The organism is Grimontia sp. NTOU-MAR1 (assembly GCF_035758505.1).
In the GTDB taxonomy this organism is placed as follows: domain Bacteria; phylum Pseudomonadota; class Gammaproteobacteria; order Enterobacterales; family Vibrionaceae; genus Enterovibrio; species Enterovibrio marinus.
The window spans coordinates 268413-293514 of record NZ_CP142109.1 but is presented as its reverse complement, the minus strand read 5'-3'; the positions used below and the strand labels follow the sequence as shown (position 1 = coordinate 293514).

The window sequence follows — 25102 nt, the reverse complement described above, 5'->3', positions numbered from 1 at the left end:
TGATGGGTCGTGGCGCAAAAAGTCGATCGTCTTTTCACTAGCCAAGCTGATGCTGCTGCGGAAGGCAGCGAAAACTTTGATACCTCAATGGTGCGGCTGTCTTCTGGGGAATTTCGACACTTTACCCATCTGATCTATCACCACGCGGGTATCCGTATTTCTTCCGACAAACGAACCATGCTGGAAAGCAGGCTGAAAAAACGCCTTTACGCGCTGAAAATTCACTCATTTAAACAATATGCCGATTATCTGAAAAGCGACATGAGTGGACGGGAGTTAACAGAATTTACTAATGCCATCACCACCAATAAAACCGAGTTCTTTCGCGGAGCCTGTCATTTTGAGTTGATGAGAAAGGATATCATTGACCGACACCGTTCAGACACGATTTTCATCTGGTCCGCCGCGTGTGCAAGTGGTGAAGAGCCTTATTCCATTGCCATGGTATGTGATGAACTCCAACACGATAACCCGGGGTTTGAAGCTAAAATTCTCGCGACCGATATTGATACCCAGAGGCTCGCGATATGCGAGAGCGCCAGATACGAAAAAGAGCGTTTGAGTGAGATTCCTATTCAGTTTCGGCACCGGTATACCAAGTTCTCTGATGACCCTCAGGATGACACTTTTCATGTTGCGGATATACTTCGCCAGCAAATTAAGTTTCGACAATACAATCTTGTTCATTTTTCTGACAAATTTGGCATCCAGTTTCATTACATCTTTCTGCGTAATGTACTGTTTTATTTCCCACCCTCCACGGCAGAAAAAGTGGTTCGCTCTATGTTGAGCCAACTACAACATGGAGGGATGATTTTCGTTGGGCTGACAGAAACGCTGAACAATTTGGATCTTGGACTCGAGCAAGTGGGTACCTCGGTATATAGAAAGGTTACTCACAGAGGAAAGAGCGATGGCTGATATTCAGGTGAGTTCCGGCGATCTGTGCTTTTTCTTTCGCAAAAATGCATGGATGCAGACGCTGGTAGGGACTTGTGTCACCGTTTGTATCTGTGACAGGGAAAATCAAAGTGGAGGTATGTGCCATTATAGACTGCCTAGCGCACAGAATAACTTCTCACAAAGTAGTGATGCCAATGACTTTGGCAGTTTTGCAATTCCTAACTTACTGCGTCGTTTTAAGCAAACCTCTTCTCGACTGGAAAATCTAACGGCTCGGGTACTTGGTGGTGCACAGTTGCAGGGCGGTGACTTCCTGCAGTCGCAGCAAATTGGCGTCAGGAACATTTCCATCGCCTTTGAACTTCTGGCGCTTTACGGTTTGCCAGTCCTTGGGGTATCAATAGGCGGTGTTGAAGGCCGTCAAGTCCGCTTTAACCCCTTCACTGGCGACGTAGATTTTCGCTTTGTGTCCGAGCATGATACGCCCCCCCTAAATTGCCACCCAAAGACCTCGGGTGTAAGAAGGATCTACACGACATTGGGGAGATCTCACCTTGACACTTCGTGGACGGATAGAGTTTGTGGCAGCGATGATGTCAGGGTAGAACACTTTGCTGATGCAAAAGTGTTGTTTGATCGAGCCGCAAAGCTCGCACCTGATGTGGTAGTGATGGACCCCTATCATATCAGTGGCAATGATTGGCTGGGAGGTGCGAAGAGTAATAAAACCATTCCAACCATTTTAGTTTCTCGCGCCGCACGTTCGCTTAGTGGCATAGAATACCGCAAGCTCAATCAGGTAGTTGGCCGATATAATTTTGTGACGACACCTACAACGTTGAATCAGGTATTAGCCTCAGCACTGGCAGCAAAAGCTTCGATTGAAAACCTCAATGCGGGAGGCAGTTTAGCGGAGGCACATGAAGCCCCAGACCCCTTTGATACAGTGGTGCTTCTTGGCGCATCAACAGGCGGTATTGATGCGCTGGATTGTGTGGTCAAGCACTTGCCTTCGCCGTTTCCGCCGGTTTGCATTGTCCAACATATTCCCCCTGATTATTCTCACTCACTGGCGGAGAAGCTTAACAAGTCATCTGAACTAAACGTATGTGAAGCGAAAGACGGTGTGCTTCTTGAAGGCTCGCATGTGTATGTCGCGCCCGGGGGGAAGCATATCAGATTAATGCAACTGCCGGATGAGCGTGTCGTGGTGAGGGTCACTGAGGATCCCTTGGTGAATGGATTTCGTCCATCAGTTGATTACCTGTTTCAGTCCGCTCTCAAGCTCAAGAAGCTTAACAAGGTAGCAGTCTTAATGACGGGCATGGGGCGTGATGGCGCAAAAGGATTGCTTAGCCTCAAGCGCAACGGGGCATTCACCATTACACAGGATAAAGAGAGCTGTACTGTTTATGGTATGCCTCGGGCAGCTGAAGAGCTGGAGGCCGTATGCAGAACAGTGTCTTTATCTGGCATTGCAGATGTGATTGAGTTTGCGGTGAAGTCGTTCCAAAAAACAGAGTCAAAAAACTTACCAAAGAGTTTGCTAATAAATGGGGATGAAGGATGAAAAGGGAGACATCCAAAACCACCCATTTAAAATCCCTGGCAGAGAAAGCCGGTCACATTCAAGCCTTACTTGGGGAAAAGTCTTCACTTTCCAAGGTGAATGAAGAAATCGGAGACCTCCTCACCTTCCACGAAGATCATCAAGAAAAGGACATGACTTCTTATCGTGCTGTCGATGATTTGTTAATTAATATTCAAGCCTTTACTGATTATCTGGCTGCTGGAAGCAGTGAACCTGACGAGCAAAGCCGTGAGTTATTGATGCGTGCAATAGAAGAGGTGCAAGAAGACTTACGCTCATTTATCAATGATCAGCCTAACGAGGAATACAGTGACCACAAAGAAGCCTTTCTGGCAGGTATGGCGACCTGTTTTCTCAACAGAGAGTCGTTTGATATTCGTTTTTGTGAAGACACTTTTGCTTTCGATGGTGATGTAGCTGATGAGCTGGCGTACCTGTGTTCATTGGTGGAACATGAAGGCCAGGAAAACTCACCTAAATTGGTGTCTGGCCGAAAGTTCTTGTCTAAAACTAAAACGCCACAAACCTCTTCGGTTCAGTCGAACTTTGAGCAGACCACACGTGTGAAATCGCAATTGCTTGAAAAGCTCATGAGCCACACTGAAGAGCTGGTTCAGATCCGCAATATGATGGTTGATCTCGCTGAACAGGAAGAGAATCAGCGCTTAACTGAGCTTTCTAACAAGCTGATGACTATTTCCGACAATATGCTGGGCGACTTGCTGAAAACCCGAATGCGCCCAATGGGCAACTTGCTGAGCAAGTATCGAAGAATGGTGCGGGATCTTTCTAATGAGTTGGGCAAAAAAGTCGATGTCGACATCATTGGTGAAAATATCGAACTCGATAATAATGTCCTGGATGCCATCAATGAGCCACTGACACACCTTGTCAGAAATGCAATAGACCACGGCTTTGAAATGCCAGATGAGCGCAATGGGGTGGGAAAACCTTTGATTGGTCGTCTGCTGATTCATGCTTATAACGAGTCGGGGAAAGTGGTGATTAACATTGAAGACGATGGCAAGGGCATTGATACCGAAAAAGTGTTGAACAAAGCCATTAATACCGGTGTGATTTCGTCAGAGCAGGCGGCGAGAATGTCGGATAAGGAAATCATGGAGTTGATTTTCTATTCTGGGCTTTCTACCTCGGAGCAAGTGAGTTCAGTGTCAGGCCGTGGAGTGGGAATGGATGCCGTGAAGCGAAAGGTGGAAGAGATAAAAGGCACGGTCGATATCTATTCGAAAATCGGTGTGGGTACTGAGATTTCGCTGATGTTCCCGCTCACAATGGCAACGCTGAGAGTCGCCCTGTTCCAGGTTGGTGGTCTTAATTATGCCATTCCTTCCTCAGAAATCTCAGGCATTGTAGGCGTCAGCCGTATTGACGACGAAATCTCCATTCGGTTTGAAAGCGGCTCTGCAACCATGCTGAGAAAAGGCAAAGTCACGCCCTTGATTGAAGCTAGAGACTACCTTGGTGAACTGGTAAACGGGGAGAGTTTTCAGTCTCTGTATGAACAAGGGAAGTCGTTAAGCGTAGTGACCTTCAAAGATAGGGGACAATACTGGGGGTTGGTAGTTGATGAGGTCAGGGCATTTCTGGATATCGTTATTAAGCCATTAGATAAAAGCATGAACCATGGAAACATATTCTCTGGCGCAACTTTGCTGGGAAATGGTGATTTGGCGTTGGTGATCAATCTGAAGAGAGTGCTGCGTTTTGTGCGTTACGAATAATCGGGACCTGTCGCCCGAATTGCAGATGCTAATCTTATACTTAAGACGGATACAATTTCATGATTGGGGTGACAGATGAAGACTCTCGGAAGCTTTTTGCTGGAAGAGGGATTGATTTCAGCCTCAGATCTTGCTGATGCAATGGTTGAGCTGGTGAGGAAAACGCCGCATAGCGTGGAAATCCTGTACGAGAAAGGTGTTATTTCTCCTGAGCAACTTCTGGCGATTGTTACACTTCAGAGTGATGAAAACTTGGATTTTAGAACCGCTTGTCTACAACTAAGTATCTGGAAAAGCGAGTTTATCGACATCATCAATAAAGAGGTTGAACAGCGCAGGGGGACGCTGGGACAACTTTTAGTTGAACGAGAGCTCATCGACCCACCCGTTCTATTATCTGTTATCAAGCACTATCACGCTTACCGTTCTGAAAACAACAATGACTTTGCGCTCTTTTCCGAAAACGTCATTTTGGATCTATCTGAAGATTCTGCTGGCAAAGGTATGCCAGAAGTCAACTATGAGCCTGACTTTTCAACGGCGTCAGAGGGAAATACGTCTGAATATCTTGACCTGTTCTCCGAGGAAAAAGAGATAGCACTGGAATTGATGATTCTTGCGATTGAAAAACTGGGGAGCGACAAAAGCGAGGATTCGCCCGAAGAGTTGTTGGACAAGTTTTTTACAGAGTATCACTCGCTCAAAGGAACGGCGAGAGGGATTGGTGCAGTACTAACCGAAAATCTGATCCACGAATCAGAGGATTTGCTGGCGTTCTATAAGTGCTTCCTGCACAAGCTTGAGAGTTCAGACTTCTCAGCCTTGGCAGCGGTAAACCTCAATGTGCTGGATGTATTGAGCCAGTTAAGGAATGAGCTGGTTGTGGTTGAATCGGAGCAGGGCTTCTGGGAAAAAGAGGATAAGAAAACGAAATATCTCAAAGTGTTGGTGGATATCCATAAGCTAAACAAAGAGCTTCAAGGCCGGGGCTACAAAGTAGATATTGAAGAAGTTAGAGATATGTTCTGAGCCAAGGACGTGTTGACTCAATAAATTTCTCTCCCCGTCCCAATTTCCATATATTGATGCACAGTTGTCTTACCCTATTCGATATGATGGGTGAAATTTCAAACAGTTGGGGTGGTAAAAATGGACTTTCTGGAGATCTTACCTTCACTCATCAATACTTGGGTCATTCTTGCGGTTTTGGTGGTTATCGCGCTGCGATCAGCAGTCAAATTCGTTCCACAGAATACAGCCTATGTGATCGAGCGCTTCGGTAAATACAACAAAACCATGGAAGCGGGCCTGAATGTGCTGGTACCGTTTATTGACCGTGTGGCGTATGTAAGAACACTGAAAGAGCAAGCGTTTGATGTCCCTTCGCAATCAGCGATCACTCGCGACAACATCTCATTGGTTGTAGATGGCGTGTTGTATATCAAGGTGCTCGACCCTGTGAAAGCCTGCTACGGCGTGGATGACTATATCTTCTCTGTCACCCAACTGGCACAAACTTCCATGCGTTCTGAAATTGGCCGTATGGAACTTGACAAAACCTTCGAAGAACGTGAAAGCCTCAATACGGCTATCGTGTCGGCTATCAACGAAGCGGCACAGCCTTGGGGCGTGCAGGTACTGCGTTACGAAATTAAAGATATCGATCCACCTCGTTCAGTATTGGACGCGATGGAACGTCAAATGAAAGCAGAACGTGAAAAGCGTGCTGCTATTCTGGAATCAGAAGGTGCTCGTCAAGCTGACATTAATGTGGCTGAAGGTCAAAAGCAGGCACGTGTACTGGCCGCGGAAGCAGAAAAGTCTGAGCAAATCTTGAAAGCGGAAGGTGAGGCCCAGGCGATTCTTGCCGTTGCACAAGCACAGGCGGAAGCGCTGGAAGTGGTTGGCCGCACTGCCGCTACTCAAGAAGGCCAGAAAGCCATTCAGCTTGACCTTGCAGACAAAGCGATTGAAGCGAAGAAGGCAATTGCGAAGGAATCTTCAGTAGTCTTGCTGCCTGATAGCCAATCCAGTGCTGCATCGCTGGTGGCTGAATCAATGAGCATTATTAACAAGCTGAATACTGGGAAGTAAGAGATGGATTTAATGTCGTACCTACAAACCAATCTGGCTGAATCGACGATAATTATCGGTTTGGTTCTGCTAATCATTGAAGTCTGGCTGTTAGGGCTTTCCACTATTGTCCTACTTGCGCTTGGCGTCTCTGCGATTATCACTGGTAGCTTGGTATGGGTCGGCATTTTTCCAGAGACTCTAACGTCGGTCATCGCCGGTTCGGGTATTGGCGCAGGTGTGCTGACAGCCATTCTGTGGCGTCCACTCAAACGTTCTCAAAAAAGCCCTCGCCCTGAGTACAATATTCACAGCGATTTTATCGGACTTGTGTTCGAGCTTGAGGAACCGTTGGATGCAGATCATCCCGTGACGGTAAAATATTCAGGCGTAAGTTGGAAGCTGGTTTTGGGGTCAATACACCGCAATGAAATCGTCCCTGCTGGCGGCTCCGTGAGAGTTATTGCTGTCGATGTTGGTAAGTTTATGGTTGAACCAGTGGAAGCTCTGGAGAGTGGGTCCTGATGACATTGACGATTTGATTTAATCGATAGGAAGCCGTGAGGCTTCCTTTTTTGTTGTGGGGAGGGAAAGTCTAACAAACAAAGCAACTTGCGTTGTGTTGCTTGGGTATAGTCAAAACTCGCGGCCTATGCTGACCGTAGTGGATTTTGACAGGGAAGAGAGTTGATGAGCAAAGTGTGGTTAACGGGGGATGCGGTTGTAGACTTGATCCCTGATACAGAGATGACTTACCTGAAATGCCCAGGTGGTGCACCTGCGAATGTGGCAGTAGCGGTGGCAAGGCTGGATGGTGAAGTGGGATTCTTTGGCCGTGTAGGAAACGATCCGTTTGGTCGATTTCTGGCGAAAACGCTGAAAAATGAAACGGTAGACATCCAACATCTGGTTCTGGATGAAGAAAAACGCACTTCAACTGTGGTGGTCGATCTGGATGACAGCGGCGAGCGTAGTTTCACCTTTATGGTCAAACCCAGTGCTGATCAGTTTATGCAGCCAGAAGATATTCCTTGCTTCGCCTCAGGCGACTGGTTACACACTTGCTCCATCGCATTAGCTAATGAACCGACGCGTGCCACTACGTTTGAAGCGATGGAGCGCATCAAGGCCGCTGGTGGATTTGTCAGTTTTGACCCCAACCTTCGCGATGAAGTCTGGCAAGAGCAATCTGAGATTATTCCTGTTGTGATGCGAGCCGTTGCAATGGCAGATGTCGTGAAATTTTCAGATGATGAATTATTATTTCTAACCCAGAAAAATGAACTCGAAGAAGCCCTGCAAGAAGTAAAAGCACTTGGCATACCGATGATTTTGATCACCCAAGGTAAAGAAGGTGCTTGGCTTGTGATGGACGGTATTCAGTCGCTTATTACAGGTAAAGTGGTGAGCCCGGTAGACACCACTGGTGCTGGAGATGCATTTGTGGGTGGCTTACTAGGATATTTCTCTCGCCTTTCCGGTGATAGCTGGAAACATACTGAAAAGGCAAAAGGAGCAGTAGTCTGGGCAAATGCCTGTGGGGCCTTGGCGACCACACAAAAAGGGGCGATGACGGCACTGCCAGATCTGGCAAGCCTCAATGCTTTCATCGATAGTTAATCAAGTTTTTGTAGCTTCGACTCTGGAAGTAGCAGCTTGATTTAAAGCGTCAATCAGATCTGGGCGCTTTAAGGGTTTGGCTAGGTAACTATCCATACCCGCATTCAGTGCACGTTCAAAATCTGTTCCCAGCATGAGCTGACAGTCCGATAATAAAAAGCGGCGGTACGTCGTGTTCCTTTTCAAACTGGCGAAGTTGGGCTGTCAGCTCATACCCTTCAATGTTAGGTATGGATACATCTGTAACCAGTATCTGGAATAGATTCTTCTTGTAATATGCCAGTGCTTCAGCCCCACTACTAAGGTAAGTGACATTGTCTGCCACACCAGTCAGGAATATCCTGGGATGCAACCGCTGCAATTCAATAGGAACTGAGGTAATCTTGGCAGTTCGAATTTTGATGTTATCTATGCCCAAATAACTGCAGATGCTCGCTGAATCCTGCATCTTCAGGTTGTTTGGGTTTAATACCTAAGGTCAATGGACCCTGGGGTTGTGTTTGGATATTTTTGCGGTTGAATAGGGAGCGTTAATGTCATCAGGGAAACTGAATACCACGTTGGTATCTGCGGGTCGTAAATCCGCTTACTGCAAAGGCAGCGTCAACAGCGTGATTCAGCGCGCATCATCCATTGTTTTTGATTCTGTTGAACAGAAAAAAGTCGCGACGAAACACCGAGGTGAGCGTGAACTGTTTTATGGTCGTCGTGGCACGCTGACACATTTTGCTTTTCAGGATGCGATGACTGAACTCGAAGGTGGTGCAGGTTGTGTGCTTTACCCATGTGGCGCTGCTGCGATTGCCAACAGTATTCTTTCTTTCGTAAAAACTGGCGACCATGTCTTAATGACAGGTGGTGCGTATGAGCCAACCCAAGCGTTTTGTAACACCATTCTTGCTGATATGGGTGTTTCCACCACTTACTACGATCCGATGGATGGCGCCGAAGTCGGTGAGTTGGTGAAACCAGAAACCTCCGTTATTTTTCTCGAATCGCCAAGTTCTATCACCATGGAAGTGCCGGACATTCCAGCCATTGTTAAAGCGGTGCGTAAAGTGAATCCTGACGTGGTGATCATGGTTGATAACACTTGGGCTGCAGGCATACTGTTCAAAGCGTTGGAACACGATATTGATATTTCTATCCAGGCCGGTACCAAGTATATCGTCGGACATTCTGATGCCATGATTGGCACTGCAGTGGCAAACGAGCGAACCTGGGAGCGTCTTCGTGAGCGCTCTTATCTGATGGGACAGATGGTTGATGCGGACACGGCATATATGGCAGCCCGCGGTCTAAGAACGTTAGGCGTTCGCCTGAAGCAGCACCAAGAAAACAGCATTGCGATCGCCGAGTGGCTGTGTACGCGTGAAGAAGTCGCACGGGTGAACCATCCAGCGTTGCCAGAAAGTGTTGGTCACTGCAATTACCAACGTGATTTCACTGGTAGCTGTGGTTTGTTTTCTTTTGTGCTGAAAGAGAAACTCACTGACGAGCAGATCGCAAATTATCTGGATAACTTCACTCACTTCAGCATGGCGTATTCATGGGGTGGTTACGAGTCTCTGGTACTGGCGAACCAGCCGGAAGATTTAAATGCTATTCGTCCTGTGGGTCCTGTGGATTTCAACGGAACATTGGTGCGTCTGCATATTGGTCTGGAAGATTTGGAAGATCTGATCGCGGATTTAGACGCAGGCTTCGAACGCTTGAAGTAAATTGGCTTCAATTTGAAATAATAAACGGCGCATCATGCGCCGTTTGTGTTTTCAGCCTTTCAGTTTGGGCACAGATTCATAGTGCTCAACGGTCGGGAAAGGGTCGTAGAAGTGGTGTAGCAGCGTTTTCCATTTCAAATACCCTTCGGATTGCCGGAAACCCTCGGTATGATCTTCCAGCGTTTCCCAGTTCACCAGCAGTATGTAACGGTTTTCCTGCTCCAGACATCTGCGGACTTCATGGCTTATGTAACCCTTCTGCGCTGAGATGATGGTCTGTGCTTTGGCGAACGCGGTTTCGAATTCCGCTTTCTGGCCGGGAAGAACATTTAATATGGCAACTTCCAGAATCATATTCACTCCTTGAATTTCCTACAACACATGAGTTTGAAGGTTACTGTTCTTTTGCCATCAGCATTTTCAGTGTGTCAGCCAGTTCTTCAGCACTTTGATGTGCGCTGGTATTCACCACATATTTTCCGTTGACCACGAAAGTTGGGACTGATGTGATTTCTGACTCAACGGTTATATGGTCAGCCCGCTCCATATCAGCAAATAACGCTTCTTGCTGGGCTTCCGTCATATCAAAAGGACTGACGAGATTGTATTTAGAGAACAGGGTGCTCAGGATTGCTTTGTTCTTTTCGGCGTCTTCAGACTGCTCTTCCTGAACAAACTTAAATAGATCTTCAGTCAGTCCTTTTGGTGGCGTGCCTTCGACCTGACTCATCGCGGAGTAGTAGATCATTGCTGCAAACGTCGCGCTTTCGTTGAAGGTTACGTGTGCTTTGCCGATTTTTACACCGGCCGACGCCTCAATGGCTGGGATGGCCGCTTCCATGGAACGGCAGTGTCCGCATGAAAGGCTGAATACTTCGGTAACAACTGGAAGATTTTCCACGGTGACCGGTGCTTTTAGTGTGCGGTATTTGTCGTTTTGGGGAGCTTCGTCGCTACATGCGGTTAGAGCAAGTGCAGCGAGTAAAGAGAAAAAGAAACGTTTCAGGTTCATAAACTAAATCACTATTTGTAGCGAGTTGAGGTTCGCAGGGATGGAATTTAGATGAACGAGTATAAACCCAAACGACCTGAAGATGCAGGATTCAGCAAGTTTTACTGGCGTTATGATCGCGGCGTTCCTTTGCAGGTGTAGTTACCTCCATCAAAAAGTTACCTCCATCAAAAAGGAACAACAAAGAGCACGGCGTCAGTCAAGTCGCCCGAAGAGAGGCCCTGAATGCGCCCACTTCATCGTTAAATTCCACGGAAATAGAACGACTATTCCTCGCGAAATTTGCCTCGAATTGAACGCATTGATGACCTCTGAATGCGAGCATCTTCAGGTTGTTCGAGTATATACCCAGATGGCCTGAATACGAGCACCTCCAGGGTTACTGGGGTGTAAATCATGCTATGAAATTCAAAGCAAAAAAATGCCAGCCGGAGGGCGGCTGGCAATGAGCGCTAGGCTCTTGGGCTTCTTATTATCAGTCTATGATCATTTTGCTTTGCATCACCATCGCATCAATGACGGACGAACTGATTTGCTCGGATGTCATTCCCGAGATATCAATACTGTAGGCGTCGGCCATGTCCTCCACGCTCATGTTGTCAAACACAACCTGTTGGTCAACATTACCGTCGCCTTGAGAGGATATATTGAGCATGGCATGCCCTTCGCCGTCGTTACTGAACGATAGATACTCACCGAGCGAATCGGCTGTTTCATTGTTAAAAAGATCGGAGAGGTTAATCGCATCCTGCTGGGCATCGAAATCAGCAATGTGGTCTACTGCTGGCTCGTTGGTTGTGCCTTGGTCACCGCGCAAGAAAGCGAAGGTATCCGAACCTGCGCCTCCGGCCAGAAGGTCATTGCCCTGACCACCAAAGAGCAGGTCGTCACCAAGACCGCCGTCGATAATGTCATTGCCGGCATTACCGTAAATGACGTCATTCCCAGCGTTACCAAGCAACACATCGGCGTCACTGCTACCCGCAATTCTATCGTTGCCGTATCCGCCAGAGAAGGTTACGTCATCAAGTGATATAACATCATCCAGATCGTTGCTAACACCGCTCAGCGACGCGTTGGTCACCGCAGTCTCTGAGCCACCAATGGTGACATTTACCTGTGTTTGCATGCCATTTGTGGCGGTGAGGGTGATAACCTCAGCTAAAGTATCGTTTTCACCCAAAGCTGGCGTTGAGTGCGGGTCAAGCGTGTATGTCCAAGCCCCGTCGGTTAAAACCAATGAGCCGTACTGTCCGTTCACTGTGGTGTCAGTAAATTCAGCTTGTGCATCATTGGTATCTAAATCAACGACAGAGAGAACACCTTTTGCTTCGAGTTTGGCGCCAGAAAAATCGGTAAAGTCAGAATACGACATCGAAGATGGCTGATTAGGCGTGTAACGCAGAAAATCCATGGTGATCCCGGGCGCGATCTGTGGTCCGTCGATCTGCACGATAACACGGCCCCACTCGTTGGCGTCATAGATGAAGCTGCCATCACCATCAAGGTCAACATCAAAGATAGCGAAGGAGTAAATATTCCCCGCTGAATCTTGATAATCGATTTGATAGTCGTAAGTGGCAGTGTACTGCACCCCGTTGATTTCTACTTTCTGGGTTGAGTCTTGTACATACTCATTTATGTAGTTGTCACCGTCCACTGTGGTGTCGTTGTCATAAAAACGTATCGTCGAACCGGAGTCATTGAACTGGAATGTCGACTCGTTCCCATAGTACTGCATGTCGCCACCAGAGAAGGTATAACCTTCATTCAGGACAAACGCATTTCGAATGTCTACATACTCACTGGTCACAGAGTCTGGCGCCACGATAGCGGCTGTGTTGGTGCCGACGACAAATGGATCATCGTTGGTACCTGTGATGGAAACATTGATGTTTTGCACTGTGCCGTCAGTGGCGGTCAATGTGATGGTGTCAGTGACATAGTCTGAACTTGAGAGCACTTCTGCTTTCGTGTCGTCGAGCTCATACGTCCAGACTCCATTAGACAGTGTGAGTGTACCGTAGTCACCCTGAACGGTGGTGTTTTGGAACTCTGGGGTGTCATCGGCGTCCGGGTCACTAATAGCGATAGTACCGCTGACCGTTACTGTGTCTCCGAAGTCACCCTCTGTAACGGCACCACTGAATACGCCAGTAACGATTGGCGCGTCATCAGTACCTTGAATGGCAATGACCACCTCATGTTTCCCGCCTTCGGAGTCGGTGATGACGATGGTTTCCAATGTTTCTTCATCGATTTGCTTTGCTTTACTTTCATCGAAAGTGTAGGTCCAGTTACCGTTGGTCAGCACCAAGGTACCGAACTCGCCCTGCACTGTCGTGTTTGGCAAGGTTGGGCTATCGCCACTGTCGACATCGGATACCGAAATTGAACCACTGGCGGAAATTGGCTGGGTATGTTGTTGGGTAGCGGTAACATAAAAGGTGACGTCGTTGTAATCGCGGTCCCCACCGCCAACAATGTCTTCCCAGGCTGAATAGGTACCGGAATTAGACTCATAGTCGAATCCACTTCCATTTTTCGATGATTCAGAGACGAAAGTCGTACTTGAAGCGCTGCCCTGATAAGCGGTAACACCACCACTTCCAAAGCTCAGGTTTACATTGCCAACATTAAAACCTATGTTGTCACCATTAGGGATGAGGAACAGCCCTACTTTTTCACCGCCAGACGTGTTGATATTCACGCTTGAGTTGTTAACCGAATGCGCGTTATCAAAGATGATGGCTGAACGTAATACGTTACCACCGCCATCCAGCACGTAGTAACCGACGCTGCTGCTGTAACCGGCACTGGATGAAATGTTGTTCATGTTCAGATAGAGATTGTCACCTTCGCCAACATCCCAGGTACCATCGGATCCACGGTTAATGGTGACGTTTTCCGATGTCGGAGAAGTGTCAGATATGGTGGCTATGGTGTCTCCTGTCAACGTGGCAGCATCATCGTTACCGGTGATGCTCACCACAATCTCCTGTTTGGAACCGTCTGAAGCCGTCACAGTAAAGGTATCTGTTACGTTCTGCCCTTCGTTAAGGCTATCTGCCTTGCTATTATCGAGTGTATAAGTCCAATCACCGCCTACAAGCGAGAATGAACCATACGTACCTGACTGGTTACTATCTGGAATTGTGACGTTGTCACTGTCTATGTCGCTAACTGTGAGTTTACCGGTAGTGGTAATAACGTCACCTGAATCGCCCTCAGTCACGTTCCCCGTCGTTGTTCCAGAGATAAATGAGGAGTCATCCGTCCCCGTTACCGTCACCACAATCTCATGGGTTGAGCCGTCAGAGGCAGTGAGGGTGAAGGTTTCTTCCGCGGCCTGACCCTCTGGCAGAGTTTGGGCTTTGTCCGGATCAACCGTGTAAGTCCACTCGCCATCCACCAATTCGAAGGTACCGTAGTTGCCTTCCATGGTGGTGTTACCGATGGTGGCGGTTTCGCCGGAATCCGGGTCAGTGACCGTGATAGTCCCGGTTGTTGAGGTATCCTGGTCAGTGACCTGTCCGGTGGTGTCCCCGGTGACGACAGCGGCATCATTGGTGCCGGTTACCGTCACCACAATCTCGTGGGTTGAGCCGTCAGAAGCGGTGAGGGTAAAGGTTTCTTCCGCGGCCTGACCCTCTGGCAGAGTTTGGGCTTTGTCCGGATCAACCGTGTAAGTCCATTCGCCATCGACCAATTCGAAGGTACCGTAGTTGCCTTCCATGGTGGTGTTACCGATGGTGGCGGTTTCGCCGGAATCCGGGTCAGTGACCGTGATGGAGCCTGAGGTCGAGGTATCCTGGTCAGTGACCTGTCCGGTGGTGTCCCCGGTGACGACAGCGGCATCATTGGTGCCGGTTACCGTTACCACAATCTCATGGGTTGAGCCGTCAGAGGCAGTGAGGGTGAAGGTTTCTTCCGCGGCCTGACCCTCTGGCAGAGTTTGGGCTTTGTCCGGATCGACGGTGTACGTCCATTCGCCATCCACCAGTTCGAACGTACCGTAGTTACCTTCCATGGTGGTGTTACTGATGGTGGCGGTTTCGCCGGAATCCGGGTCAGTCACCGTGATGGAGCCTGAGGTCGAGGTATCCTGGTCGGTGACCTGTCCGGTGGTGTCCCCAGTGACGACAGCGGCATCATTGGTGCCGGTTACCGTCACCACAATCTCATGGGTTGAGCCGTCAGAGGCAGTGAGGGTGAAGGTTTCTTCCGCGGCCTGACCCTCTGGCAGAGTTTGGGCTTTGTCCGGATCGACGGTGTACGTCCATTCGCCATCCACCAGTTCGAACGTACCGTAGTTACCTTCCATCGTGGTGTTACCGATGGTGGCGGTTTCGCCACTGTCAGGGTCAGTCACCGTGATGGAGCCTGAAGTCGAGGTATCCTGATCAGTGACCTGTCCGGTGGTGTCCCCGGTGACGACAGCGGCGTCATTGGTGCCGGTCACGGTCACCACAATCTCGTGGGTTGAGCCGTCAGAAGCGGTGAGGGTAAAGGTTTCTTCCGCGGCCTGACCCTCTGGCAGAGTTTGGGCTTTGTCCGGATCAACCGTGTAAGTCCAGTTACCATCCACCAATTCGAAGGTACCGTAGTTGCCTTCCATGGTGGTGTTACTGATGGTGGCGGTTTCGCCGGAATCCGGGTCAGTCAACGTGATGGAGCCTGAAGTCGAGGTATCCTGGTCAGTGACCTGTCCGGTGGTGTCCCCGGTGACGACAGCGGCGTCATTGGTGCCGGTCACGGTCACCACAATCTCGTGGGTTGAGCCGTCAGAAGCGGTGAGGGTAAAGGTTTCTTCCGCGGCCTGACCCTCTGGCAGAGTTTGGGCTTTGTCCGGATCGACGGTGTACGTCCATTCGCCATCGACCAATTCGAAGGTACCGTAGTTGCCTTCCATGGTGGTGTTACCGATGGTGGCGGTTTCGCCGGAATCCGGGTCAGTGACCGTGATAGTCCCGGTTGTTGAGGTATCCTGGTCAGTGACCTGTCCGGTGGTGTCCCCGGTGACGACAGCGGCATCATTGGTGCCGGTTACCGTCACCACAATCTCGTGGGTTGAGCCGTCAGAAGCGGTGAGGGTAAAGGTTTCTTCCGCGGCCTGACCCTCTGGCAGAGTTTGGGCTTTGTCCGGATCAACCGTGTAAGTCCATTCGCCATCGACCAATTCGAAGGTACCGTAGTTACCTTCCATGGTGGTGTTACCGATGGTGGCGGTTTCGCCGGAGTCGGGGTCAGTGACGGTGATAGATCCCGTCGCAGAGGTATCAACATCACTGATGGTTGCTGTGGTGTCGCCCGTCACAACCGCAGACTGGTTGGTACCCGTAACCGTCACGACAACCTCATGCGTCGAATTATCAGACGCGGTCAGGGTAAAGGTTTCTTCCGCGGCCTGACCGTCCGGCAGAGTTTGGGCTTTGTCCGGATCAACCGTGTAAGTCCATTCGCCATCCACCAGTTCGAACGTACCGTAGTTGCCTTCCATGGTGGTGTTACCGATGGTGGCGGTTTCGCCGGAGTCGGGGTCAGTGACGGTGATAGATCCCGTCGCAGAGGTATCAACATCACTGATGGTTGCTGTGGTGTCGCCCGTCACAACCGCAGACTGGTTGGTACCCGTAACCGTCACGACAACCTCATGCGTCGAATTATCAGACGCGGTCAGGGTAAAGGTTTCTTCCGCGGCCTGACCCTCTGGCAGAGTTTGGGCTTTGTCCGGATCGACGGTGTACGTCCAGTTACCATCGACCAATTCGAAGGTACCGTAGTTGCCTTCCATCGTGGTGTTACCGATGGTGGCGGATTCGCCGGAATCCGGGTCAGTCACCGTGATGGAGCCTGAGGTCGAGGTATCCTGGTCGGTGACCTGTCCGGTGGTGTCCCCGGTGACGACAGCGGCATCATTGGTGCCGGTTACCGTCACCACAATCTCATGGGTTGAGCCGTCAGAGGCAGTGAGGGTGAAGGTTTCTTCCGCGGCCTGACCCTCTGGCAGAGTTTGGGCTTTGTCCGGATCGACGGTGTACGTCCACTCGCCATCGACCAATTCGAAGGTACCGTAGTTACCTTCCATGGTGGTGTTACTGATGGTGGCGGTTTCGCCGGAATCCGGGTCAGTCACCGTGATGGAGCCTGAAGTCGAGGTATCCTGATCAGTGACCTGTCCGGTGGTGTCCCCGGTGACGACAGCGGCGTCATTGGTGCCGGTTACCGTCACCACAATCTCGTGGGTTGAGCCGTCAGAAGCGGTGAGGGTAAAGGTTTCTTCCGCGGCCTGACCCTCTGGCAGAGTTTGGGCTTTGTCCGGATCGACGGTGTACGTCCATTCGCCATCGACCAATTCGAAGGTACCGTAGTTGCCTTCCATGGTGGTGTTACCGATGGTGGCGGTTTCGCCGGAATCCGGGTCAGTGACCGTGATAGTCCCGGTTGTTGAGGTATCCTGGTCAGTGACCTGTCCGGTGGTGTCCCCGGTGACGACAGCGGCATCATTGGTGCCGGTTACCGTCACCACAATCTCGTGGGTTGAGCCGTCAGAAGCGGTGAGGGTAAAGGTTTCTTCCGCGGCCTGACCCTCTGGCAGAGTTTGGGCTTTGTCCGGATCAACCGTGTAAGTCCACTCGCCATCCACCAATTCGAAGGTACCGTAGTTGCCTTCCATCGTGGTGTTACCGATGGTGGCGGTTTCGCCGGAATCCGGGTCAGTGACCGTGATAGTCCCGGTTGTTGAGGTATCCTGGTCAGTGACCTGTCCGGTGGTGTCCCCGGTGACGACAGCGGCGTCATTGGTGCCGGTCACCGTCACCACAATCTCGTGGGTTGAGCCGTCAGAAGCGGTGAGGGTAAAGGTTTCTTCCGCGGCCTGACCCTCTGGCAGAGTTTGGGCTTTGTCCGGATCGACGGTGTACGTCCATTCGCCATCCACCAGTTCGAAGGTACCGTAGTTACCTTCCATCGTGGTGTTACCGATGGTGGCGGTTTCGCCACTGTCAGGGTCAGTCACCGTGATGGAGCCTGAAGTCGAGGTATCCTGATCAGTGACCTGTCCGGTGGTGTCCCCGGTGACGACAGCGGCATCATTGGTGCCGGTTACCGTCACCACAATCTCGTGGGTTGAGCCGTCAGAAGCGGTGAGGGTAAAGGTTTCTTCCGCGGCCTGACCCTCTGGCAGAGTTTGGGCTTTGTCCGGATCAACCGTGTAAGTCCATTCGCCATCGACCAATTCGAAGGTACCGTAGTTGCCTTCCATCGTGGTGTTACCGATGGTGGCGGATTCGCCGGAATCCGGGTCAGTGACCGTGATAGTCCCGGTTGTTGAGGTATCCTGATCGGTGACCTGTCCGGTGGTGTCCCCGGTGACGACAGCGGCGTCATTGGTGCCGGTCACCGTCACCACAATCTCGTGGGTTGAGCCGTCAGAAGCGGTGAGGGTAAAGGTTTCTTCCGCGGCCTGACCCTCTGGCAGAGTTTGGGCTTTGTCCGGATCGACGGTGTACGTCCATTCGCCATCGACCAATTCGAAGGTACCGTAGTTGCCTTCCATCGTGGTGTTACCGATGGTGGCGGTTTCGCCGGAATCCGGGTCAGTGACCGTGATAGTCCCGGTTGTTGAGGTATCCTGGTCAGTGACCTGTCCGGTGGTGTCCCCGGTGACGACAGCGGCGTCATTGGTGCCGGTCACCGTCACCACAATCTCGTGGGTTGAGCCGTCAGAAGCGGTGAGGGTAAAGGTTTCTTCCGCGGCCTGACCCTCTGGCAGAGTTTGGGCTTTGTCCGGATCAACCGTGTAAGTCCACTCGCCATCCACCAATTCGAAGGTACCGTAGTTGCCTTCCATGGTGGTGTTACCGATGGTGGCGGTTTCGCCGGAGTCGGGGTCAGTGACCGTGATAGTCCCGGTTGTTGAGGTATCCTGATCGGTGACCTGTCCGGTGGTGTCCCCGGTGACGACAGCGGCGTCATTGGTGCCGGTCACCGTCACCACAATCTCGTGGGTTGAGCCGTCAGACGCGGTCAGGGTAAAGGTTTCTTCCGCGGCCTGACCCTCTGGCAGAGTTTGGGCTTTGTCCGGATCAACCGTGTAAGTCCATTCGCCATCGACCAATTCGAAGGTACCGTAGTTGCCTTCCATGGTGGTGTTACCGATGGTGGCGGTTTCGCCGGAATCCGGGTCAGTGACCGTGATAGTCCCGGTTGTTGAGGTATCCTGGTCAGTGACCTGTCCGGTGGTGTCCCCGGTGACGACAGCGGCGTCATTGGTGCCGGTCACGGTCACCACAATCTCGTGGGTTGAGCCGTCAGAAGCGGTGAGGGTAAAGGTTTCTTCCGCGGCCTGACCCTCTGGCAGAGTTTGGGCTTTGTCCGGATCGACGGTGTACGTCCATTCGCCATCGACCAATTCGAAGGTACCGTAGTTGCCTTCCATGGTGGTGTTACCGATGGTGGCGGTTTCGCCGGAATCCGGGTCAGTGACCGTGATAGTCCCGGTTGTTGAGGTATCCTGGTCAGTGACCTGTCCGGTGGTGTCCCCGGTGACGACAGCGGCATCATTGGTGCCGGTTACCGTCACCACAATCTCGTGGGTTGAGCCGTCAGAAGCGGTGAGGGTGAAGGTTTCTTCCGCGGCCTGACCCTCTGGCAGAGTTTGGGCTTTGTCCGGATCGACGGTGTACGTCCATTCGCCATCCACCAGTTCGAACGTACCGTAGTTACCTTCCATCGTGGTGTTACCGATGGTGGCGGTTTCGCCACTGTCAGGGTCAGTCACCGTGATGGAGCCTGAAGTCGAGGTATCCTGATCAGTGACCTGTCCGGTGGTGTCCCCGGTGACGACAGCGGCGTCATTGGTGCCGGTCACCGTTACCACAATCTCGTGGGTTGAGCCGTCAGAAGCGGTGAGGGTAAAGGTTTCTTCCGCGGCCTGACCCTCTGGCAGAGTTTGGGCTTTGTCCGGATCGACGGTGTACGTCCATTCGCCATCCACCAATTCGAAGGTGCCGTAGTTACCTTCCATCGTGGTGTTACCTATCGATGCCTGACCACCATCTGGATCCGTAATGTTAATGGACCCGGAAGTAGATGTGTCCTGGTCGGTAATGGATGCTGTCATGTCACCCGTGATGACCGCAGCATCGTCAGTACCGGTCACTTCGATAGTGATGCTCTGTTGGGTGTTGTCGGATGCAGTGAGAGTAAAGGTTTCGGTCGCAACGTCGTCTGATCCCAATGCTTCTGCTTTGGACGGATCCAAGGTGTAAGTCCAGTTACCGTCGACCAATTCAAAGGTTCCGTATTGCCCTTCAATAGTAGTATTGGCAAATTCCGGTGTGTCGTTAGTGTCGGCATCTGAAATGCTGATTTGACCAGTTGCTGTCACGGCATCGGACACATCAAGGTAATTGATGCTGCTTACTTCGTTGTAAGAACCATCAACCAGAGTTAAATCAGTGCCGGATGTGATATTAGGGCCATCAATTTGAACCAGCATGGTCGTTGGTTCGGCCTTACTGCCAAAATATTCTCCTGTTTGGGTTACCGAAACTGTCAGTACTGCCATGGTGAAAACATTGCCATCAGCATCGGTGTATTGGACTGTCGCATTAACAGAAACTGGATATGATTCGCCATTCAATTCGATGGACTGGGAACCGTCGTTATTTAGTCTGCCATCGCTGTCTGTGATGTTGGCACTGAAACCTGTCGAGCTGAAGTTCAGTCCGCCTGGTTGGCTGTTGGCATTAAAATCAGAGGAATCACCATCAACATCTTCACCAAACACAAATAGGTTAGTGATTTCGACGACAGGGCCTGTCTCCGTAGAAACGGAACCCGTGAATTTACCTGAAACCACGGCTGCATCTGCTGTACCTTCAATGGTGATAACTATCTGATGTTCATTGTTTTCACTGTCAGTGAGTGTAATGGTATCAGTGGCTGTTTGGCCGGAATTTAACCCCTGAGCAACGGACGGATCGAGAGTGTAGGTCCAATCACCATCTACCAGTGATAGAGAACCGTACTGACCGTCAACGTTTGTGTTGGCGATAACGGGTGTATCGCCACTATCTGAATCGAGCACTTCGATGGAGCCAGTTGCAGTGATGTCGGACCCTTCCACCAAATTGGCCGATGTGTCACCGGTTAACTGTGCTGAGTTATCGGTACCGGTAACACTAATCGCCAGTTCATGTTTCCCGCCCATGGAATCGGTAATGGTGATGGTATCGGTGACCGTTACCCCTTCGTCTATTTCAGCGGCCAGTTCAGGATCCAAGGTATATGTCCAGTTGCCATCTACCATAGTGAAGGAGCCATATTGCCCCTGTTGGTTGATATCTGGCAGGGCTGGGGTATCACTGCTATCTGGGTCGCTGACAGTTAATGAACCGCTCGCCGTCAATGAGCCTGTTTCATCGGTGACACCACCCGTGGTATCGCCACTTAGTACAGCGGAATCCTCGCTACCCGTAATAGTGATAACAATGTCATGCACTGTACCATCAGAAGCTGTGATACTGATGGTGTCGGAAGTTGACTCGCCTTCATCCAGATACTGAGCAAGATCAGGATCAAGAGTGTAAGTCCATTCTCCATCTACCAAGTTTAACGAGCCGTATTGACCAGCTGTTGTACCGTTTGGCAGGGTTGGGTTTTCGCCTGTGTCTACATCAACCAATTCAACTGAGCCAGAGACAGTCAACGCAGCACTGCCTTCAGTGATTATGCCTGTGGTATTGCCAGTAAGCACTGGCTCCTGATCGGTACCGGTAATCGTAATAGTGATTTCATGCTTTGAACCGTCAGAAGCTTCAACTGTCACCACGTCAATGGTGGTTTCACCATCAGGTAATGCAGCGACTGAATCAGGTGTCAGCTCGTAGATCCATTTGCCATCCACCAGTGTAAGCGAGCCGTACTGACCATTGACCTCTGCATCTGGGAGCGTTGGCGAATTATCAGAATCCGGGTCGAAAACATCAATGAAGCCAGAAGTGGTCGGCGAGCCGTTGTCACTGATGGAACCGACAGTATTACCCGTCAGTAAAGGCTCATCGTCGGTACCTGTTAACGTAATAACAATTCTCTGCTCGGTGCCGTCGTTAGCAGTCAGGGTGATAACATCAGTGTCGGTTTCACCGGCGTTCAGTGTTGAAGCGTCTGCTTTATCAAGGGTGTAGGTCCACTTTCCGTCGACCATTTCAAGCACACCGAATTCGCCCTCAATACGTGTATCTTCGAAAATTGGTGTGTCGTCGGCATCTACGTCGATAATTGACAGTGATCCCGAGACAGTCTGCACTGTACCGCTCGTGGTGTCGGTTAATGAACCCCCTGTTTGGCCTCCGACAACAGGTAGATCATCGGTGCCTTGAATGGTGATGTCGATCTTGAGTGGTGTGCCATCCAACGAGTAAACGGTGATGGACTCAGGTATCGTGTCACCTGCGTCCAGCGTATCAAAGGTTGCTGTGTTTTCCGGTGAAGAGATGTACGTCCAATTACCTACTTTGTCTATGGTGATATCACCGTAAGTTCCGCTATAAGTACCTTCCTGGAAGAAATGCTCACCGTAATCTGCATCAGAAACTATTGCGCGTCCGCTGGTAGAAATTTGGCCATCGGTTTCATCAACAGTCGCACTGGTTTTGCCGCTGAAAACAGCTGTATCGTTAGTGCCATCAATGGTGATTGTGATGGTTTGTACTGTGCCATCTTCTGCACGCACCGAGAGAGTATCAGTGAGTTGATTACCTTCACCTAAAAGGTTGATTGCGCCTGTTTCGTCAGTAGTGGAGTAGATCCAACTGCCGTTTGCTTCGATGGTAATTTCGCCCCAAAGCCCTTCAATGGTCTGCGCGGTGAAGGTGTTGTTATTACCATCAATATCGGTACTGATCAATTGTCCGGACGTCGACATGGTGCCGTCAGCTTCGACAATTGTGCCGATGATATCGCCAGTAATCTGAGCAGGGTCATTGGTGCCGATAATGGTGACTTTTATTTCGGTTTCTGTGCCGTCTTGAGAGCGCACTGTGATGGTATCGACGCGCTGCTCGCCTTCTTTCAGGGAATCCAGTACGGCGTTTTGCGACGGATCGGAGGAGTAAGTCCAATTACCATTACCGTCCATTGTGAAAGAGCCGAGTTCGCCAACGTACGTCCCCGCATCCATGTAGCTTTGTCCTTCGTCAGGATCGACCACATTGATGGAGCCTGAGACGCTGACAACCTCGTTACTCTCGTAAACATCTCGTTCGGTAATAGCTGAGAACACCGGGCGATCATTCACGCCCTCGATAGTCAGGACGATCTGTTGCGCCGTGCCATCTTCCGAGCGAACCGTGACAACTTCCGTTAACGTCTCACCCTCTGACAGGCGTTGAATTGCGCCGGTTGGGTCGGTGGTGGTGTATGTCCAGTTGCCATTTTCATCTATGGACACTTCACCGCGCAGTGTGGTGATGGTTTCAGCGATAAATTTATTATCTGTGCCATCGACATCAGATGACGTTAGCGATCCTGTTGCGGTCATTGTTCCATTGTTGCCGACCACAGTAGCAGTCACATCACCGGAAATCAGTGCCGGATCGTTGGTACCTTCAATGTTCAGTATGATTTCGTGGGTGCTGCCGTCAGAGGCAGTGATGGAGATGACATCAGTAACTTTGTCACCATCTCCCAAAGGAGTAACCAACTCTTTTTCTACGGTGTAGACCCAGGAACCATTTTCAACCACGAGGGTACCGTATTCACCTTTGTAGGTTCCATTATCCAGAGTGGTTTCATTGTTAGAGTCCGGGTCAACGATATTCAGGGTGCCAGATGTTGATGCTGGGGTAGTGCCATTATTGTCAGTCACGGTGGCGGTGGTATCGCCTTGAACGGTGGCGTCGTCATCTGTACGAGTAATGGGCAGCGTAACCGTTTCTTCTACTGTTGTTTTGCCGTCTGAAGCACTGACGGTAACGCTGATTTCTTGTAGATTCAGCGTGTCATCATCTATGGCAGCAGCCCCGGTTGCTGTGAGCACGACTTTACCGTTTTCAACCGCGAAATAACCATTGGGGTCGTTGGAGATCGTAATGGTTAGTTCATCACCATCAGCATCGCTAGCATCGATAGAAGCAATCACACTGCCTTCAGAAACATTCTCATCTTCTGTCAGTTCTACTGGTGTGACGGATATTTCTGGGTCGTCCTCAACCTCAGATACACTGATAGTTACATTACCTGTAACAGAATTCTGGCCATCTGTTATTTCTATCGCGAAATTGACAGTGCCACTGAAATCAGGAGGCGGGGTTAGGGTAAAAGAGCCATCTGCATTTTCGGTGACGGTAGCACCAGGTGTATTAGCCTGAATGCTGGACACACGGATACTCGAAGAGTCACCACCTGAAACGGCGCTAAGAATGTCATCTCGACTAAGGGTAATTTCACCATCTTCTTGCACTGAGATATTAATGCCTTCGAAAGAGGGCGGCCTGTATTGGCTACCTTCTCCGTCACCATCTGAATCTTGTGCGGGATTTTCAAGAAACTGCGCATAGCGAGTACTTATGAGGGTATCAGCCTGCTCTTGAGATAAACGTGACGATAAAAGCCCAGTGCTGTCGAAGGTCACAATGGTACTTAAACCGGCCGCGGCACCGCCCTTGGAAGCGTTATATTCGATAACGGAGGCCGCCGTCAGTGCAGAGCCCGAGGCCGCTTCACCGGCCGCTGTCTCAGTACCTTCTTTTTGGGTTGGGTCATCACCTTCTTCTATGGCTGTAATGATTTCAGCAACGTCTGAAGGCAGGTCTAGGTCTTCAAAGCCCTCTTCGCTAACAAGCAATGCCTCATCCAACAAATCAACCTGCTCGCCATCTTTAGTCACCAGCCAGGCATTTTTTCCGTTTGGTACAGACAACACATCGCCGGTTTGTACTACTGTATTTTCTGCAGCAGGAACCATTTCTCCATCTGGTTTCACCACAAATGCCTGTCCTACGACCTGACTGAGGACCAAGTTCATAGCCATAACTTTCTCCCGACAAATGATGACTCATTTTTGTTCTAAGTGTTTGCCTTATGAGCAGAATGTTAAAAGTAGTACATAAATATCTAGGGTGATAAGAGAGGTGAATGAAGATAATTACTTTTTCTTTTCAATGTGTTTCATAAGTGAGATTGACCTGATCCATTCATTGATATTGATAGCTATCTGATAGGACAAGATGTTTTCCTTTAGGAAGTGCGTGTATATGCAACTGAGAAACTTGTAAATAAGTGATATGTGGATTTGGCAGTCACAGCAAAAAGCCACTAGCTTTATAAAACAAAGTAGTGTTTCGTCAATGATATTCGGTGATAAAAAAAGCTACTAGTTGCGGTATTTCTTGCTTGAAAAGGCCGACAGAAACAGGCCACTTCGTAACATCGA

The 25102-nt window shown here is 50.1% G+C and carries 12 protein-coding genes; 8 read left to right on the top strand and 4 right to left on the bottom strand.

Annotation, left to right across the window (positions count from 1 at the left end; translation table 11 throughout):
• Positions 1–9 precede the first annotated feature (9 nt).
• From VP504_RS19265 to VP504_RS19235, 7 genes are all read left to right on the top strand, one after another.
• The gene (locus VP504_RS19265) at positions 10–921 is read left to right on the top strand and encodes a CheR family methyltransferase (protein WP_325895019.1); all 912 of its coding nucleotides are present in this window, start codon (positions 10–12) and stop codon (positions 919–921) included.
• Entirely contained in the window at positions 914–2473 is a 1560-nt protein-coding gene (locus VP504_RS19260; protein WP_325895018.1) for a chemotaxis protein CheB, read from the top strand. The genes VP504_RS19265 and VP504_RS19260 overlap by 8 nt, the downstream gene beginning before the upstream one ends.
• Complete coding sequence (locus VP504_RS19255) at positions 2470–4236, top strand: chemotaxis protein CheA (protein ID WP_325895017.1); 1767 nt, start codon at positions 2470–2472, stop codon at positions 4234–4236. The genes VP504_RS19260 and VP504_RS19255 overlap by 4 nt, the downstream gene beginning before the upstream one ends.
• A gap of 75 nt (positions 4237–4311) precedes the next feature.
• A complete protein-coding gene (locus VP504_RS19250; RefSeq protein WP_325895016.1) occupies positions 4312–5265 on the top strand; it encodes a hypothetical protein in 954 nt (317 codons plus the stop codon).
• A 120-nt stretch (positions 5266–5385) separates the two neighbouring features.
• Positions 5386–6330, top strand: a complete 945-nt coding sequence (locus VP504_RS19245) for an SPFH domain-containing protein (protein WP_325895015.1) — start codon at positions 5386–5388, stop codon at positions 6328–6330.
• 3 nt (positions 6331–6333) lie between these two features.
• The gene (locus tag VP504_RS19240; protein WP_325895014.1) at positions 6334–6834 is read left to right on the top strand and encodes an NfeD family protein; all 501 of its coding nucleotides are present in this window, start codon (positions 6334–6336) and stop codon (positions 6832–6834) included.
• A 165-nt stretch (positions 6835–6999) separates the two neighbouring features.
• Positions 7000–7929 carry an aminoimidazole riboside kinase gene (locus VP504_RS19235; protein WP_325895013.1) on the top strand — a complete coding sequence of 310 codons (930 nt, stop codon included), beginning with the start codon at positions 7000–7002 and terminating at the stop codon, positions 7927–7929.
• Positions 7930–8044: 115 nt separating this feature from the next.
• Here the strand turns inward: VP504_RS19235 and VP504_RS19230 are convergent, their stop codons facing one another.
• Positions 8045–8377, bottom strand: a complete 333-nt coding sequence (locus VP504_RS19230) for a response regulator (protein WP_325895012.1) — start codon at positions 8375–8377, stop codon at positions 8045–8047.
• Between the two features lie 85 nt (positions 8378–8462).
• Between VP504_RS19230 and metC the strand changes: the two genes are divergently transcribed.
• On the top strand, positions 8463–9650 hold the full coding sequence (metC, locus tag VP504_RS19225; protein WP_325895011.1) for a cystathionine beta-lyase: 1188 nt from the start codon (positions 8463–8465) through the stop codon (positions 9648–9650).
• 51 nt (positions 9651–9701) lie between these two features.
• Here the strand turns inward: metC and VP504_RS19220 are convergent, their stop codons facing one another.
• The 3 genes from VP504_RS19220 to VP504_RS19210 all read right to left on the bottom strand — a co-directional run bounded on the left by VP504_RS19220 (position 9702) and on the right by VP504_RS19210 (position 24700).
• Complete coding sequence (locus tag VP504_RS19220) at positions 9702–10004, bottom strand: antibiotic biosynthesis monooxygenase family protein (protein WP_325895010.1); 303 nt, start codon at positions 10002–10004, stop codon at positions 9702–9704.
• A 40-nt stretch (positions 10005–10044) separates the two neighbouring features.
• Complete coding sequence (locus tag VP504_RS19215; protein WP_325895009.1) at positions 10045–10662, bottom strand: thioredoxin domain-containing protein; 618 nt, start codon at positions 10660–10662, stop codon at positions 10045–10047.
• Between the two features lie 475 nt (positions 10663–11137).
• Positions 11138–24700 carry a VCBS domain-containing protein gene (locus VP504_RS19210; RefSeq protein WP_325895008.1) on the bottom strand — a complete coding sequence of 4521 codons (13563 nt, stop codon included), beginning with the start codon at positions 24698–24700 and terminating at the stop codon, positions 11138–11140.
• Positions 24701–25102: the final 402 nt, after the last annotated feature.

Coding starts and splice junctions, on each gene's coding strand:
- VP504_RS19250 (WP_325895016.1), top strand. CDS start 4,312: ATGAAGACTCTCGGAAGCTTTTTGCTGGAAGAGGGATTGATTTCAGCC.
- VP504_RS19240 (WP_325895014.1), top strand. CDS start 6,334: ATGGATTTAATGTCGTACCTACAAACCAATCTGGCTGAATCGACGATA.
- VP504_RS19220 (WP_325895010.1), bottom strand. CDS start 10,004: ATGATTCTGGAAGTTGCCATATTAAATGTTCTTCCCGGCCAGAAAGCG.
- VP504_RS19230 (WP_325895012.1), bottom strand. CDS start 8,377: ATGCAGGATTCAGCGAGCATCTGCAGTTATTTGGGCATAGATAACATC.
- VP504_RS19245 (WP_325895015.1), top strand. CDS start 5,386: ATGGACTTTCTGGAGATCTTACCTTCACTCATCAATACTTGGGTCATT.
- VP504_RS19210 (WP_325895008.1), bottom strand. CDS start 24,700: ATGGCTATGAACTTGGTCCTCAGTCAGGTCGTAGGACAGGCATTTGTG.
- VP504_RS19235 (WP_325895013.1), top strand. CDS start 7,000: ATGAGCAAAGTGTGGTTAACGGGGGATGCGGTTGTAGACTTGATCCCT.
- metC (WP_325895011.1), top strand. CDS start 8,463: ATGTCATCAGGGAAACTGAATACCACGTTGGTATCTGCGGGTCGTAAA.
- VP504_RS19255 (WP_325895017.1), top strand. CDS start 2,470: ATGAAAAGGGAGACATCCAAAACCACCCATTTAAAATCCCTGGCAGAG.
- VP504_RS19260 (WP_325895018.1), top strand. CDS start 914: ATGGCTGATATTCAGGTGAGTTCCGGCGATCTGTGCTTTTTCTTTCGC.
- VP504_RS19215 (WP_325895009.1), bottom strand. CDS start 10,662: ATGAACCTGAAACGTTTCTTTTTCTCTTTACTCGCTGCACTTGCTCTA.